Source organism: Candidatus Binataceae bacterium, from assembly GCA_036495685.1.
Taxonomy (GTDB): domain Bacteria; phylum Desulfobacterota; class Binatia; order Binatales; family Binataceae; genus JAFAHS01.
This window is the reverse complement of the sequence record DASXMJ010000129.1, coordinates 33,654-49,614: the sequence shown is the minus strand read 5'-3', so window position 1 is coordinate 49,614 and position 15,961 is coordinate 33,654. Positions and strand designations below refer to the sequence as shown.

General features: G+C 59.5%; 13 protein-coding genes. 8 read left to right on the top strand and 5 right to left on the bottom strand.

Annotated features, from left to right (window positions below):
* Positions 1–645 precede the first annotated feature (645 nt).
* Positions 646–846: a helix-turn-helix domain-containing protein gene (locus tag VGI36_12755; protein ID HEY2486017.1), complete on the top strand. Its 201-nt coding sequence runs from the start codon at positions 646–648 to the stop codon at positions 844–846.
* 734 nt (positions 847–1,580) lie between these two features.
* Positions 1,581–2,693 (top strand): hypothetical protein, encoded by a 1,113-nt coding sequence (locus VGI36_12750; protein ID HEY2486016.1) that lies wholly within the window; start codon positions 1,581–1,583, stop codon positions 2,691–2,693.
* 636 nt (positions 2,694–3,329) lie between these two features.
* Here VGI36_12750 and VGI36_12745 read toward each other — a convergent pair.
* Entirely contained in the window at positions 3,330–4,895 is a 1,566-nt protein-coding gene (locus VGI36_12745) for a L,D-transpeptidase family protein (protein ID HEY2486015.1), read from the bottom strand.
* A 776-nt stretch (positions 4,896–5,671) separates the two neighbouring features.
* Between VGI36_12745 and VGI36_12740 the strand changes: the two genes are divergently transcribed.
* Positions 5,672–6,862: an acyl-CoA dehydrogenase family protein gene (locus VGI36_12740; protein HEY2486014.1), complete on the top strand. Its 1,191-nt coding sequence runs from the start codon at positions 5,672–5,674 to the stop codon at positions 6,860–6,862.
* A 261-nt stretch (positions 6,863–7,123) separates the two neighbouring features.
* On the opposite strand, the gene VGI36_12735 is transcribed toward VGI36_12740, so the two are convergent.
* The 4 genes from VGI36_12735 to VGI36_12720 form a co-directional block, all read right to left on the bottom strand.
* Complete coding sequence (locus tag VGI36_12735; GenBank protein ID HEY2486013.1) at positions 7,124–7,861, bottom strand: glutathione S-transferase N-terminal domain-containing protein; 738 nt, start codon at positions 7,859–7,861, stop codon at positions 7,124–7,126.
* A gap of 24 nt (positions 7,862–7,885) precedes the next feature.
* Positions 7,886–9,070 (bottom strand): amidohydrolase family protein, encoded by a 1,185-nt coding sequence (locus tag VGI36_12730; GenBank protein ID HEY2486012.1) that lies wholly within the window; start codon positions 9,068–9,070, stop codon positions 7,886–7,888.
* 219 nt (positions 9,071–9,289) lie between these two features.
* Positions 9,290–10,210 (bottom strand): alpha/beta hydrolase, encoded by a 921-nt coding sequence (locus tag VGI36_12725; protein ID HEY2486011.1) that lies wholly within the window; start codon positions 10,208–10,210, stop codon positions 9,290–9,292.
* A gap of 122 nt (positions 10,211–10,332) precedes the next feature.
* Positions 10,333–10,704: a hypothetical protein gene (locus tag VGI36_12720; GenBank protein HEY2486010.1), complete on the bottom strand. Its 372-nt coding sequence runs from the start codon at positions 10,702–10,704 to the stop codon at positions 10,333–10,335.
* A 185-nt stretch (positions 10,705–10,889) separates the two neighbouring features.
* On the opposite strand from VGI36_12720, the gene VGI36_12715 reads away from it, so the two are divergent.
* The 5 genes from VGI36_12715 to VGI36_12695 all read left to right on the top strand — a co-directional run bounded on the left by VGI36_12715 (position 10,890) and on the right by VGI36_12695 (position 15,932).
* Entirely contained in the window at positions 10,890–11,759 is an 870-nt protein-coding gene (locus VGI36_12715) for an SMP-30/gluconolactonase/LRE family protein (GenBank protein HEY2486009.1), read from the top strand.
* A 116-nt stretch (positions 11,760–11,875) separates the two neighbouring features.
* Positions 11,876–12,340: an LptA/OstA family protein gene (locus VGI36_12710; GenBank protein ID HEY2486008.1), complete on the top strand. Its 465-nt coding sequence runs from the start codon at positions 11,876–11,878 to the stop codon at positions 12,338–12,340.
* Positions 12,341–12,631: 291 nt separating this feature from the next.
* A complete protein-coding gene (locus VGI36_12705) occupies positions 12,632–13,483 on the top strand; it encodes an MBL fold metallo-hydrolase (GenBank protein HEY2486007.1) in 852 nt (283 codons plus the stop codon).
* A gap of 28 nt (positions 13,484–13,511) precedes the next feature.
* Positions 13,512–14,684, top strand: a complete 1,173-nt coding sequence (locus VGI36_12700; GenBank protein HEY2486006.1) for an acyl-CoA dehydrogenase family protein — start codon at positions 13,512–13,514, stop codon at positions 14,682–14,684.
* Between the two features lie 3 nt (positions 14,685–14,687).
* Entirely contained in the window at positions 14,688–15,932 is a 1,245-nt protein-coding gene (locus VGI36_12695; protein HEY2486005.1) for an acyl-CoA dehydrogenase family protein, read from the top strand.
* Positions 15,933–15,961: the final 29 nt, after the last annotated feature.

Below are 15,961 nucleotides of genomic sequence, written 5' to 3'. Positions count from 1 at the left end.
GACGCTTATCGATTCGTTCTTGGGTTTTTTGAGCGTTTTCATTTCACGGGTGGAATCCTGTACAGCGACCCTCGCTTTAAGAAAGCGGCGGACGATGGCCCCACTGTTAACTACGTCAGGCCGCGGTCGTTGGATTCGTCTTTCTTCACAGCACCACGCTGAAAGGCATCGTAGGAGTTAAGACTCTAGCTTTGTCGGCATCATGGATCATCCGACCGATATTTCGCGACACCTCTAGGGCTTGAACATATCGCCGCAAGAGAGAGGGGTGGACGGTAGTAGCCTGGAAGCGAACTGAGACTTTTGTTCATTTGAAGAAGCAAGGCGAGTCTCTGCGCCACACGGGCCGCAGGCGCCTGGCTTTGCAACCCGGTCCGCTCGCGCGAGCGGACCGCGGTGCGCCCCCATGAAATAAGCGCCGACCGGGAATCGAAGACCAGAGTGGGTTGGGCGGCCGCGGAAGCTGATCTCCCTCCCGACCTTGCGTCGGGTCAGTTGCAACCGGTCTCGGGAACAGCCCCGCTGCCGCCCCTGCCGCTCTGATCGATACCACTATGGAGCAATTTCGTCCACTCCCAGTGTTGGCGTGAGTTTAGGATTGCGCTAAGAGTGTACGCAAGGCTCGATGCGCTGATGGTCGCAGAAATGAAAACAGCCAAAATACCAATGAACGAAGTGCTGACTCTCTGGGAAGTGGCAGACTTTCTGAAGATCCATCGGTCTACCGTTTACCGATTGGTTAAGCGCGGTGAGCTGCCGGCCTTCAGAGTCGGGACTGATTGGCGCTTCAACCGCGTATCTATCGAGGAATGGCTGAAATCCCGCATGCAGGTGCCTCACGAGTGAGGCCTGCGCAATTTATGGGACTAAAGAACCCCCGTGAATCCGCAATAGTGTGACAGAACGAGGCGCAGGCCCTCACCGTCTATTTCCGCTGAATCGATTCTCCGCGGATTCGTTTCTCTAAGTGCTTCTCTTTCGGTTGCAACTAAGTCGGAGGGCTTACTGGTCCGCGAGCTCCGGTGACCTCTCGTAAAACTTTTACTTTTGCTGTTGGAGGAACGGACTCGAGATTCACATTCTGGACTGGCGACTTTGCCAAGAGCACGCTGTGGAGTTCATGACAGCGCAAGAGGCCTCGCGGCTCGAGAGGAATTATCGAAACTCAATTCCACCCCGACCACAATGCCCACGCATTCATTCGCCTTGATCATGCATTGGACCAAAGTCTAATAGCGCGCAACGCCAATCTTTGTGTAGAACACCTCTACTTTCAGTAGCAGAATGAGGGGACCACCTCTCTCTTCCTCCGTCGCACCTTCTTCCTCAGCCACAGCTTCACCACCTCAGGCTGTTACCCGATATCTCTGCGTTGCTCAGGGTCTGTCTCGAAAAGGGGGAACAGCGTGTATCACTCACGTAGTGGTGGTTCTTATCTCATATTTATCGTCTTCGTCTTAATTCCGAGGGGCGCGTTCGCGAAGGATCACTGGCGTCCTAGCGCAACGCCTACCCCGACATCGCCGTCATGTATCTCGATCGCCAGCCCGGCTGACAACACCGCGGTAAGCGGACCGGCCGTGCCGATCAAGACAATAGAAGACTGTGCGGGGATGTGGTTTGAAGCATTGCAAGTCGATGGACAACCCGCAGGCGCGTTTTCCATCGGTCAGGTGATTTTCAACAGCACCAGCGTGGCTGACGGCTCGCACCAGCTGACCGTCACCAGTCAGAGCGAGAATCCTGGAACCACCGTGCTGGGAAGCGTCTCGGTGGTTTTGAATGTTGTCAATGGCATCAACGTGCCGACCCCGACACCTACCCCCAGTGGACCCCACTACTCGATGCTAGGCCCGGGCGCGGCGCTGCCGAGCGAAGCATCTTGCGCCCAACAGGTTAATGCCTTCCCGGTCGCTGAGTTTGCTCCTTGGAACCAAAATGACGGCACCGGTTACGACTCCAACCAGCCCCCGCCGGAGCCCATACCGAGCTACTTCTATACATCCGCAGGCGGCAGTGAGCTGCCCTCTTCCGATTTTGCGACTGTTGACGGCGCCTACGCAGGCAGCACCGATGACATCTTTCGCGTTTACGCTTGCAAGTGGGGGATCGATGAAGATTACGTTCGTTCCCAGGCGATGATCGAATCGCACTGGCATCAGGACTGCGCTGCGGCAAACGGCGGAAACGGGTGCAACGAGGGCGGCGACCTCAACAATCCGAGCGGGTGCACCGAGGGGCTTCCGGTCACACCTCTGACTCCCGGCGGCCAGTTCTGTGCGTTGGAGGGATTTGGCGGAATCGAGGCCCCCAATCAGTACGCTTCGTGGTCGATCCTTCAAAACAAGGTCTACTATGAGTGGATGACTTGGCCGATGATGGAGCAGTCTACTCCTTTCGCCGTGGACTACCGCTACGCAGAGATGCGCGGTTGCGTGAACGGCGACCAAGACGGTTACTACCATTCACAGGACCCGAGCAGCGCAACCGACTATGATAACGCGGTTATCGCCGCCACGATCGATCCGAACGGAACTTCGAGCATATCCGACTGGACGAACTTGCAATATCTCGCTTACGGATGTATCCAGACGCACTTCACCGGGTCGTGGTTCGATGGTTCGGTCGATTCATACCTGGACCAATTTCTGAGCGATTTAAGCAGCGCGCCCTGGCCCGGTGGTAACAAATAGACGTGTCATCGTTTTTCGGACTGGACTCTGCCAGTCGAGGTCGGCCACCGGCTGCACAGAATGGCGGCGATAAGGAACGAACATTAAGCAGGTTGGAAATCAGAACGGGTTATCTCGGCGTATCTTGCCCGCCGAGTATGGTTCTCGAGCGTTCCAGCGATTCCATAACCACGCGAGAATGGCCCCGAACGCAAGCAGCCCTACAAATGCAAACGCCGCGATTTTGATCTGAACTGGCGGAATCGGTGCGGCCTGGCGCAATTGAGGCGGTGGTCTGGAGATTCCCGGCGCTGCGCGGAGCATAAAGGCAACCCCGGCCGCCACAGCGCAAAGCGGGCACCTCGCTTGTGATCGTCCAAACATGTTGGGCAACCGTATGTGCAAGAACCTCCACACCAGCGAGGGGTAGAACGGGTGCCTGCGCGAACTGGCCGCGTTGAGCGCGCTCGTTGCCGAAAGGAAAAGCTGCTCGCGGTATTCGAAAGTCGGCACAGTAAAAGATTTCGGTTCGAACTCGCTTCGCTTGGCCTACCCTTTCGGACAAACTGATACCGCTTTGTGCGGACCCGTGCTCGCAATGACTGGCGTCAGAACTAGGAAGGTCGCGGCATGCGAGCCATACGGTGGCCGGGATGGCTAAATAGCGCCCGCTTGCAGGGCCTTTTGCAAGGACGCGTCGTAGCCATAGATGTCATCGAAAAAGTGCACCTCGTTGTCGGGCTCCACAACCGCAGTGCTGTAGAGAATCAGGACGGGTATCGGCTTGTCGAGGTTCACCTGAACATTATCGGTGTCGCCGTTCATCGTCGCGCGAATTCGATCGGGGTTCCAGTCGGGTTTGTTGCGCAAGACCCACGCTGCCAGGGAGGCAGGGTTTTCCACGCGAATGCAGCCGTGGCTGAAATCGCGACGCGCCCGGGAAAATAGTTCGGGCTGAGGTGTGCTGTGCAGGTAAACGTTGTAGTCGTTCGGAAAGATAAACTTGACGAGCCCCAAAGCGTTCTTGGGTCCCGGTTTCTGCCGGATCGTGTAAGCACCGGAGCGTAGACCCCTCATGACATCCGCATCGATCTCGCCGTCCGTAACAACTGACCCGCCGCCGTCGATAATCTGATATTGGTGCTGCGCCACGTAGCTGGGATTGCGCTGGATCTTGGGGATCAGCTCGTTGCGCTGGATTGCAGTTGGCACGTTCCAGTACGGACGAAAAATCACGTAGCGCATCTCATCGGCAAACACGGGGGTTTGGGAACGATACGCTCTGCCCACGACGACGTTCATTGAGAGGAATTCGGCCGGCTGCCTGCGCAGGGTGCGAAGTCGAAACTCCGGAATATTGACGACGATGGGCGGCTCAGGAAAGTGGCGCGGGATCCATCGGTAGCGTTCGAGCGCCAAATCAAGCTGCTCCAACCGGTAGGCTAGCGGTTTGTTCAGTTCGGAGACGGTCCCCGCGCCCAAGACCCCGTCCTGTGCCAAGCCGTGGCGACCTTGAAAATGTTTGACCGCATCGACGACCGCACCTGAATAGATACCAGGGTCGGCAGATACATCCTGGCTCGCGGCAAGATCGCCCAGTTGGCGCAGGCGCGCGACCAGTTGCGGGATTGACGCATAAGGTTGTCCCGGATGGATAGATCGTTCCGGAGCGGGGATTCGCGCAACGTCCCCCTGGGTAGAGAGCTTAAGATAATCCGGCAGCGCGGTTTCTGCCCTCCGATATCCGTCGTACGGCGGCTCCACCTTCGCGATCGCCGCGGCCACGTCGGGCGCATCGAGCACCTGGGTGCGCAAAACCTCCGCCAGATCGTATTGCTTCGTTCCCATTTCAAGCCCGAACTTGAAATGCTGGGGGTTAACCCTGCCGACGTGCAGGTCGGAAATGAACCGCATCGCACAGATGGTGAGCGCCAGATCGAAGTGTAACTGGTCGCTATCTGACGGTGGCGGGGCTACCGAACCGAGTTTCGCCAAACGCGCGTCCCAGCGCGATGCGTCGTAGTCATCGGGAGCGAGACCTTTCAGTTGGGCTTGTTTGAACTCCGTAACAATCGCCAGCGCCTGCGGTGACGGCCGACGATCGCGCAGCCACGCCAGCGCGTAACCACCTTGCTGGTAAAACTGGTTCAGCTGCTGCTGGTAGGCGCTAAAGGCCGGGTGTTCAAGGTCAGGCAGCGAACCCAGGTTTATCAGCGAGCCCATTTCGTTTTGCGGTGGAGTCGCTGGAGCAGGCGCCGAGGCCTGTGCAGCTGGGCTGGGGCTGACGTTGGCCGATTCGGTCGGTCGTACAAAGAACGCGACGAGTGCGCTGACTATCGCGAGAACGACCACTCCCGCAACACTCCATGCCCGCCGGCTTGCAATCGCCTGTCGCACGCGGAATCAAATACTGCATAACGGCCGCATGGTCTATCGGAGCAAAAGTCGGCCGTGGCTGGGCTGTGGATAAGAGGCAGTCCTCCCGTGACACCACTGACTGGGGTCAACCGCAATTGCATCGAGTTCGGCCCAAGCTCGGATTGGGAGGATCGGGCTTGGGCTCGATTCCCCCGAATCGAACGATGGCTTGGACCAACTCAGCTCCACCAACGCCGCGGAAGTTGCGCACTCAGCGAATCCTGATTGGGCGACTTCAGTATCAATCAACCGTTTCCCACATCGCGCCGGGGAAGCCCTCATTCCACGACTCAATATAGATTCGAGCGACCGCGCATGCTTCGCCGGCCGCGCGCCGCGGATTCTAACCGCACGAGAATTCGGATTTTCCGAAATAGAACTTGCCTGGCGCCCAGCCGCATCGTTGTCGCGCAGCCGGTTTTGCTGGGTTGCGATTTACCGCGTTGGCTTCCTCGGCGCGATGCCGCTCGCAACCGGAGGCGTGGGCGGCGGCAATGGCACACGTGTCTTCGGGGCGTGGTCAAAGGCACGCGACTTTCGCTATGAAACATTTGTTGCCGCCGATCATCGGGAGGGCCCTTATGGATTTTAAATTCAGCGCAGAGGACGAGGCGTTCCGACACGAATTCAGGAGCTGGCTGGAGAACAATGTTCCCCGCGACTGGCGCGATGACAGCGAACTTGCCGATCCGGAGACCAAGACTGAATTCGAGCGGCGCCGTACCTGGCATCGCAAGCTCTACGACGCGGGCTGGATGTGTATTCATTGGCCGAAGGAATATGGTGGCCGCGGCGCTCCTCTCATCCAGCAATTCATCTACCATCAAGAACTCGACCGTGCTAAGGCGCCGCCCACCGTGAACTTCCAGGGCATTGCCCGAGTCGGCCCGACTCTGATGCAGTGGGGAAGCAAGGAACAGAAGGAACGCTACATACCGAAAATTCCTTCCGCCGAGGAAATCTGGTGCCAAGGCCTCTCGGAGCCGAACCATGGCTCGGATCTGGCCGCAGTGGAAACGCGCGCGATCGACCAGGGCGATCACTTCATCGTCAACGGATCGAAGGTCTGGACGTCCAATGCGCATCACGCGGATTTTTCCACCCTCCTGTGTCGAACCGACCCGAGTCTCCCCAAGCACAAGGGCCTGAGCTATTTGCTGGTCGACATGAAGAGTCCCGGGGTGACGGTACGACCGCTCTTGCAAATCACCGGCGAGCACGGCTTCAACCAGGTGTTCTATGAAGACGTGCACGTTCCAAAAACCAACCTCGTTGGTCAGAAGAACCAGGGCTGGATGGTTGCGATGACCAATATGATGTTCGAGCGCACGATCCATGGCGGCCGCACCGACATGATGGTGGAAGTGCGGCAACTTGTGGAGCTGGCCAAGAAGGTGGCGCGCAACGGTCGGCCAGCATCGAGCGACGCATACGTGCGCCAGAAAATCGCGGAGTTCGCTTCCCAGGCCGACGGCCTCAAGTACACCAGCCTCCGTCAGCTCACCCGACAACTGAAGGGGCTGCCGCCCGGCCCGGAAGGATCCATTCTGAAGCTTGGTACCACAGAACTGAATCTGCGTATCCAGATGTTCGCGATGGAATTGCTTGGACCCTACAGCCAGTTCGAGTATCAGGCAGCCGGCGCGATCGATCGCGGCAAATGGTCGCATCGGATGCTCGCAGCCCGCCGCGGTACGATCGCGGCAGGCACCAATGAGATTCAACACAACATAATCGGCGAGCGTGTACTGGGGCTGCCCAAGGGGGGCTAGTTTCGAAGCGAAGCTGTCGCGTTAGGGAAGACACCGATCGCGCGCTCCACCCCGTTGGTGCCGTGCAGCGCGGAGAACTCTGGTTCGAGCAGCGCTTTAAAACCGCACAAGCGGAGACCGAAACCGGAATGGGAACGATCGAATTTCAGCTTGCAGAGGTTTAAAAAACGGTCAATCCCTCGCCGCGAGCGGATTCCCTAGATTGGGGTACGACCAAGCTGCTGTGGTAAATCTTAAGATAGTAATCCTGACTCGCCGTGGTTAAGCCCACTCCTTGGGTACCGCTTGCGCCCGCTGGTGAGTCAGCAGCTTGGAACGCCGTGCCTGCTCCTCCGGGGTGACAGTTGCGGGGTCTTCGCGATACTCCGGACCTGCCGCCATCGCCTTTTTTACCGCAGGCCGTTCGCCGATCTCATCAAGCCACCGTTTGAGATTGGGAAATTCGTTGAGATCGAGATTGCGATTCTGCCAGGTCGTCGCCCACGGATAGCAAATCATATCGGCGATGGTGTATTGCCCAGCGGCCAGGTAGCGCTTCTTGTGCAGGCCCAGATTCATCACTCCGTAGATGCGATGTACCTCGTTGTCGAAGCGCAGCAGGGCATAGGTCTGATCGCCATTTTTGGGGTTCTGCGAAGCGCGACGAAAGTGTCCCTGCTCGCCCATCTTGGGCCCCTGATTGGCCATCTGCCAATAGAGCCACTGCGTGACCTCAGCCTTGTGATGCGGTTCCTGGGGCCAGAACTTTCCGCTCTTTTCGGCGAGGTACTCCATGATCGCGCCGGACTCGAAAATGGCGATTGGTGCGCCGCCACCGCTGGGTTCGTGATCGACAATCGCCGGCATTCGGCCGTTGGGTGAGAGCTTGAGGAATTCGGGAGTGAGCTGATCACCGCGCCCAATATTTACCGGCTTGATGGTGTAAGGGATGCCGGCTTCCTCGAGCAGGATGGTGATCTTCTTTCCGTTTGGAGTTGGCCAGTAGTACACGTCAATCATGTGTTGTAGCTCCGTTTCCGCGCTTTACGCGCCGGCGCTCCTGGCTTGGTCAGCCGCGGATGGACCCGTAACTTTGTACAGCTTTTGCGCGTTCTCCCAGAGAATCTTGCGTCGCACCGACTCCTCGCAGTCGGACAACCCGCTCTTGATGCGGGCGTGGACCTCGTCGCCGTAAAGCGAGGTCGGATGCGGAAAGTCGGTTTCGAAGAGCACGTTGTCGACGCCGATTTTGTCGATCAGGCGGCGCGGAGCTATCTGCTCAAACCAGTAACAGGCATAAACGTTGCGCGCGAAGTACTCCGACGGCAGCCGGTCAAATTCGGGATGCTCTTCGGCGACGCTGTTGCCCTGAAACTGATAATCCATCGCTTCGAGCAGAAACGGGATCCATCCGATGCCGCTTTCCACCGACACGAACTTGATTTTCGGATGGCGCACCAGCACGCCGGACATCAGCAAGTCATTGAGCTGCAGGCCATTATGCAGAAAAATATCTACCGCCAGCTCCGTAAATGCCGCCATCCGGCCGTAGGTCGCAACCCTTTTCCTTGCGAGGCCCTCGGCCATATCGCCCGAGCCAATATGGAAGCTGATCGGCAGGTCGAGTTCGACCGCCACTTCCCATAGCGGATTCCAATGCGGATCGCCCAGCAGTGGCTTACCGTAGTACTGGGGCTCGCCGGTGAAGAGAATCCCCTTGTGGCCCTTGGCGGCACAGCGACGAACTTCCTTCACCGCCGCCTCAACGTCCCAAAACGGGAGTGAGGTGATGGGCAGTAGCCGGCGCGCATCGGCGGACGCCCACTCGGTCTGCCAATCGTTGTAGATTTGCACACAGGTGAGCATCAGTTCCGGATCATTCAGCTTCAGGAACTGCTGCGCTCCAAAGCCGCCCACGTTGGGGTACATGACCATCGCCCAGATACCCATGTGGTCCATGTACTTGAGCCGCGCTTGGGCATCGTACGCGCCAGGGTGCATCGCCTCGTAATTCTTCGGCGGATGCTTGAAGCTCCCAGCCCCAGCGGTGGCGGTCAAACCAACCACCGCCATGGCCTTGCTGTCTCCCACCACCCATCTTTGGCTCCCATCGGCTTCCGTCACCACATGTGGAACCCGGTCGCGCATCGCCGCAGGTGCGCGGCTGGTCCACAAGTCCGGCGCTTCGGTCACGTGGGTGTCAGCATCAATGATTGTGTAACTGCTCATGGTGTCCCTCTTTACAAGTTTTCAAGCAGCCTCTGGAAAAATATTTTCCGCGCCTGCTCTCCCAATCTAGGCTACTCGCCGGAAGCGCTAAAGGAAAAGCAACCACCGCTTCCGCACAGTCGCGGCGGCCAATTTCCGCTTTGTTCATTTGGCCCGTTTCTTAACGCCCACCAAGCTTTACCGCTTAACCCGGCATCCACTCAAATCATTTGCCCGCTGCTAGAGCGTTTGCGCACGAACGAAATCGATCATTTTTTCGACCACGCGCGCGGCGACCGGCGACGATGGATCCCGCTTATCGTACATCTGCCGGACCGCTTGCGGTGGATTCCTGGAAATGAATGCATCACTTGCACCCTCGGTCAGTTCCAGCTCCACTTGCCCGCCCGCCTTGCGATAGAGCTCAACGAACCGCTCGAGCTGAGGGCGCGGATGTACGATGTCACGCGTATCCTGAATGTACAGTACGGGAGGCAAGGCGACCCGTTCGCCGCGCTCGAGCGCCTGCACCGGGTTCCCCTCTGCCATCGCTTCTTCGCTCTTCCAGTATTTGTCGTGCAGCGGCAGCACCAGATCCACGAACTCGGGATAGGGCTTGCCGCTTTCCTTGAGCTGCCTGGCGTAGCGATAACGACCCAACGGATCGATTACCGGCGCGCCCATGATCACGCCGCGCACGTTGGCGTCAAGAGCGGACTTATCGCCGGAAAGCGGTATTGCGGCATAGCGCGAATCCTGCGGCCGCATCCCGAGCAGCATAGCCTGATGCCCGCCGCTGGAGATTCCAAAAGTGCAAACCATGTCGGGGCGCGTGTGCAGGGTCGCAGCCTGCGCCTTGAGCCAGCGGATAGCAAAATTGATGTCAGCCAAGGAGCCGGGATACGAGGCTGCCGGCGGGAGCCGGAAATCCAGCGCTGCGACCAGGATGCCGGCGCGCGCCAGTTGTTCGTTGATTGCGGTGTCCTGGAGGCGATCGCCCAGACACCACGCGCCACCGTGTAGTTCGACTACCGCGGGGAAGGGCCCCTGGCCGTGCGGCCTGAACAGGCGTGCCAGTAGCGTGGTATCGCCGTGGCGCAGATATTCCACGTCTTCAACTTCAAACTCGTAATGCATACTTTTAGGCGCGGTCGCTGCCATGAGGGCTCCTCCTCGATACCGATTTCACGTTTTGCAACCATCCAGATGTTTTGCGTCGAACAGCTCCTGCCGGGTGAAGGTCCGCTGCGCCGATCCGACCCGATGGCACACAAAAACTAACTTCATGCCACGCGGCGTGGACGTCTCACTTCGCTGGCCAGCACTTTTTCCGCGATGGGGGTGAAGATGTAGGTGGCGACGTTCTTCATGTCGATCGCGTCGCTGGGCACGATCTCCGCGGTGCCGCCCCGGGCTCGAAGTTCCTTGAGCGTGCCGGCCAAATCGTCGGTCTCGATCTCATAAACAGCGAGATACTTGTGGGCTCGGCTGCCGTCGCGACTCATTTGGGTATCGGCCAGGCAAAAGCGTTGGCCGCTGACGAAGCCGGGTATGTTGAGAACGTCGGGAATGTGCTGGCGATTGTACCAATCGTTGTATTCCGATTCTTTGCCCTCGACCGGATTGGTGAACACGATGAAGCTGTACTTTGCCATTGGGGCTGTCCTCCTCGGTGTGAACTCGGCGTGCGCGGATGCTATCTGCCGGGATTCTAGGTCCGCGGGCTGGAACTGTCCATGTTTGGAAGGCTACACATTTATGTCGGGAGGAGCATGATTGGGAGACAGTGGTCGGAGCAGAAGAACGCATTCGCTAAATGATGAGTCGAGGATGACAAACCATGGCGGTCACAATCGAAAAAATCGGCGGAATCAAAAACAAGCTCGGCGAAGGTCCAGTGTGGGATGTGGCCGAGAAGGCGCTTTACTGGATAGATGGCAACGCACCAGCCATCTATCGCCTCGATCCGAAGACTGGCGACATCAAGTCCTGGAAGACTCCCAAGCCCATCGGCTCACTGGCGTTGCGCGAAAAGGGTGGCGCAGTGTGCGCGCTCTCCGACGGCTTTTATCTTTTCGATTTCAAGTCGGGAGAAGCCCAGCAGATAGGCGGCGCCGTCGCAAAGCCGGGAACCACTTTCAACGACGGCAAGACTGATGCGCGAGGAAGGTTTGTCGCGGGCACTCTGGATTCTAAATTCCAAGGCCCCGTCGGCTCGATCTTCAGCCTGGATGGGTCGCTCAGGTGTACGGTTCTCGAGCCCGCGATCGGATGCACCAATGGTCCATGTTTTAGCCCCGACAATCGCACCTTCTACTGCGCCGACAGCGTGGCCCGGACGATCTCGGCCTACGACTACGACCTCGCGACCGGCACGGTTTCCAACAAGCGCTTGTTCGCCGCCATCAAGGGGCTTGGCGGGGTGCCCGATGGCGCCACCGTCGATGCGGAAGGCCACTACTGGTCGGCGATCGCGGGCGGGGGGAAAATCGTCTGTTACACCCCGGATGGTTCGATCGCACGCACCGTCGAAGTACCGGTACCGATCATTACCAGCCTCATGTTCGGCGGGGACAATCTGGACGTGATGTACGCGACCTCGATCGGCGAGAAGATCCTCAATATGGAGCCGGGGGCCGACGGCGGCAGTTTATTCGCGATCAAGGGGCTGGGCGTGAAGGGAAAGCCCGAGCCGCGATTCGCTGGCTGAGTGCGAAATCAAGCCGGAGCGGAAGCGTTTTGAGAGACGTACTCGTTTCGGTCTCGGAAGAAATCCAGAGCGGGAGCAAGCAGCGCGACTCCGGCTCCAATCGGAGGCGACGCAATATGGAACGTGCGGCTTTAATAACCCGGACTGGGTCCAGACAAAGCCGCCGCATACTACTTGGCGCACTGTCGGCGATCGCAGTTATCCTGGTCGCCGCTGCGGAGATCCCCAGCGTCACCAGGCCGATGCAGGTTCGGGCGGAAACGACATCGCTCGACACTTCTGCCCAGTCGGTCCTATTCTCGGGGAACGTCCACATGAAGATTCCTGCTTGCCGGCTCTCGAGCGCGAGACTCCGGCTTAACTATGCGCGCGATCTTCGCGACGTTAAGACTGCAAGTGCCGACGGCGATGTTCGAATCGATCGAGGATCCCGGTGGTATACAGGAAACGATGCCCTACTCGACACCGTAAGCCGCACGATCGTCCTGACCGGGTCGCCGACCATCCACGAGGTTGGGGGCGAGACCAAAGCCAGGAAAATCACTATTCACCTGGATACGGATCGGAACATCATCGAGTAGGTGACTGGAGCTGCCGCACCGCTCCCAAGGTGAAAGAAGTACGCTAGCGTTGGCCTTCCGAGTGCATCGGTCGGCGCCGATTCGTTGTGGTCGCCCGCATTAAGCCGCCTCCCGAAACTTGGCCAGCAAGGGTGAATTTCACTGGTAACGCACCACCCCACGGCGCCAGAGCCGCGGGCGGCGTGGAGGGTCGAGGGCAGTCGCAGCGGGCTTGCCGGGAGCGCCCCAACAGGGATATGCCGATGTTAACCAACCGCCTCGAGGCGAGAATTCAGCAATGAGGAGCGCGCGATGAACCAGTGGAAGATTGGCGACGTGAAAATCAGCCGGGTGATCGAGTCCGAAGCGGTGTGGGAGGGCACGATGTTGCTGCCCAACGCCAGCGCGGAGAATGTCAAGAAAGAGGGCGAGTGGCTTTCACCCTTCTCTACCGAAGATGGCCGGGTCAAACTCGCCATCCAGGCGCTAATCATCGAATCGCAGGGCAAGCGTGTGCTGGTCGATTCCTGTATCGGCAACGACAAGGTTCGTTCCAATCCGGAATGGAACAAGCTCAAATTGCCGTTTTTGCAGGACCTCGAAAAGATCGGCAGCCCGCGCGAGAAGATCGATCGGGTCGTGTGTACCCACCTGCATATCGATCACGTGGGCTGGAACACGATGCTTAAGAACGACAAGTGGGTCCCGACCTTCCCCAACGCCAAGTATCTGATCGGCGGCACGGAGTGGGATTTCTTCTCACGCGCCGAGGACCCGTTCCTGAAGGACCCGGTGGACGACTCGGTGCGCCCTGTGATGGCCGACGGGATGAGCGAGCTGGTCGACGACCAGTACAAGATCACCGACGAAGTCTGGCTCGAGTCAACTCCCGGTCACACTCCTGGGCACTTCGCGGTACGGATCTCCTCCCAGGGGCAGCACGCGGTGATTACTGGAGATTTGATGCACCATCCCATTCAGTGCCGTTACCCGGAATGGGACGACGTCTTCGATATCGACGGCGCGCAGGCGAAGAAGACACGGCGCGGATTCTGCGAACGCTATGCGGATGGCAAAACGCTGGTTATCGGAACCCATTTTGCGACCCCGACCGCGGGCAAAATTGTGAAAAAAGACGATTCATTCCGCTTTGTGCTGGCCTGATCGGCGCGAAGAGCGCCCGAGGAATGCGATGAGCGCTACCCCCGAAGCGAAACCAGAGTCCGCGCGCCGAATCCGGTTCGCGTTCACCGACGAGCAGGAGCAATTTCGCTCGGCCGTGCGGCGATTTCTTGAAGACAAGTCGCCGACCACCGAGGTCCGGCGCCTGATGGCCACCTCCGAGGGATACGATCCCGAAGTATGGCGGCTCTTGAGCGGGGATCTCGCGCTGCCCGGAATCCATATCCCGGAGCGATATGGCGGCGCGGGGTTCGGTATGGTCGAACTGGGAATCGTGATGGAGGAGTTCGGACGCGCGTTGCTGTGCGCGCCGTTCTTTTCCACGGCAGTACTCGCCGCCAACGCGATTCTGAACGCCGCAACCGAGGCGCAGAAATCGCAGCTGCTGCCCGACCTCGCCCGCGGCGCGCGGCTTGGTACGCTCGCGGTTACCGAACCGACTGGCGAATGGGATCCCGCCAGGATCACCGTGATCGCCACTCCTGACGGAGACGGTTACCGGCTCGATGGAACCAAGAGCTATGTCGTGGACGGGCACATTGCCGACCTGGTGGTCGTTGCGGCACGGCGACCCGGAAGTACCGGCCACACGGGTCTAGCGCTCTTCGCGCTCACCGGAAAAGCCAGTGGGGTGGAACGCGGCGCGCTGCAGTCGATGGATCCAACCCGCAAATTGGCGCGGATCGACTTGCGCGGTGCTCGTGCAGAATTGCTCGGTAGCCTGGAAGCGGGCGCGCCACCGCTCGTCAGGACCCTCGACCAGGCGGCGATTGCTTTGGCCAACGAAATGGTGGGCGGTGCACAGGCACTGCTCGATTCCGCGGTGAAGTACTCGAAGCTGCGAGTGCAGTTTGGGCGAGAAATCGGCTCCTTCCAGGCCATCAAGCACAAACTGGCGGACCTGCTCCTCGAGGTGGAGCTTGCCAAGTCGGCGGCTTACTGTGCGGCCCAAGCGGCCGCGGTCGATGACCCGGAGTGGCCCGCGCTCGCCTCGCTGGCCAAAGCCGCGACCTCGGAGACTTACCTGCATACGGCGGCAGAGTGTATTCAGATTCACGGCGGGATCGGTTTCACCTGGGACAACGACACTCATCTGTGGTTCAAACGGGCAAAGAGCTCGGAGGTCTTCCTGGGTCATCCGAGCTACCATCGGGAGCTGTTGATGCAGCGCTGGGGGATTTGAGCAATGAGTAGAATCAACGAGGCCGAGGTCCGTGCCGAAGTGCGCGAGTGGCTGGCGGCCAACTGGGATCCGGATATGTCGTTGGTGGAGTGGCGCAGCAGGCTGGCAGACTCAGGATGGGGGATGCCCCAATGGCCAAAGGAGTGGTATGGGCGCGGCCTGCCGCACACGCTGGCCCGGGTGGTGGAAGAAGAGTTGGCGAACGTCGGCGCGGTCGGGGTGGCCAAATCCGGAGTGCGCCTGCTGGCCGCGGCAACCCTCCTGGAACACGGATCGGATCCACAGAAAAAGAAATTCCTGCGCCGCATCCTCACCGGCGAGGACACCTGGTGCCAATTCTTCAGCGAGCCAGGGAGCGGCTCGGACCTTGCGGGCGCCACCACGCGCGCGGACCTGAAGGGAGACTTTTGGATCATCAATGGACAGAAGGTGTGGACGACGAGCGCGCATCATGCCGACCATGGCCTGCTGCTGGCCCGCACCGATTGGGACGCTCCCAAACACGAGGGGCTCTCGTATTTTGTGATCGACGTCAAGCAGCCCGGCGTCGATGTGCAGCCCCTGAAGCAGATGAACGGCCACGCGTCCTTCAACCAGGTGTTCTTCACCGATGCCAAGGTCCCGCAAGAGAATCTGGTGGGACGGGTCGGCGAGGGATGGAAAGTGGCGATGACGACGCTTGCTCACGAGCGCCGCGGAGCAGATGGGCTCGCGTCACCCTCCAAGCGCGGGACGCGGGTGGGAAAGATCCACGCCGAAGAACGGGTCGAAACCGAAAAAGCGAATCAGCCCTACACCTGGTATCCGCAGCGCGCGGGTCGCGTCGACCTAATCCTCGAGCGCGCGAAGGAGACCGGCGCGAACCAGGACCCGTATACACGCCAGGAGATTGCGAAGCTGCTGATCCTGGCGAAGTCGGCCGAATGGACCGCCCGCCGGGCACGCGCCGCTCAACAGCAGGGACGGCCGCAGGGTCCGGAGGGCTCGCTGGGAAAGCTCGCCGCGAGCCACGTCGCGCGAGGCTGCTCCCGCGTGCATACGCTGATTACCGGGACCGAAGCCATGCTAACCGGTAAAGGTAGTGCGCGCGACGGAATCATCGCCGAGATACTGGTCTCGGTGCCTGCGGTGTCGATTGCCGGCGGCACCGATGAGATCCAGCGCAACATTGTCGCCGAGCGCGTGCTTGGGTTGCCGAAAGAGCCGCGGTTCGACACGGGACCCTTCCGCAACGTGCGGAAGAACTAGAACCGGTTAGTTCCAGGTCGAGGTTACAG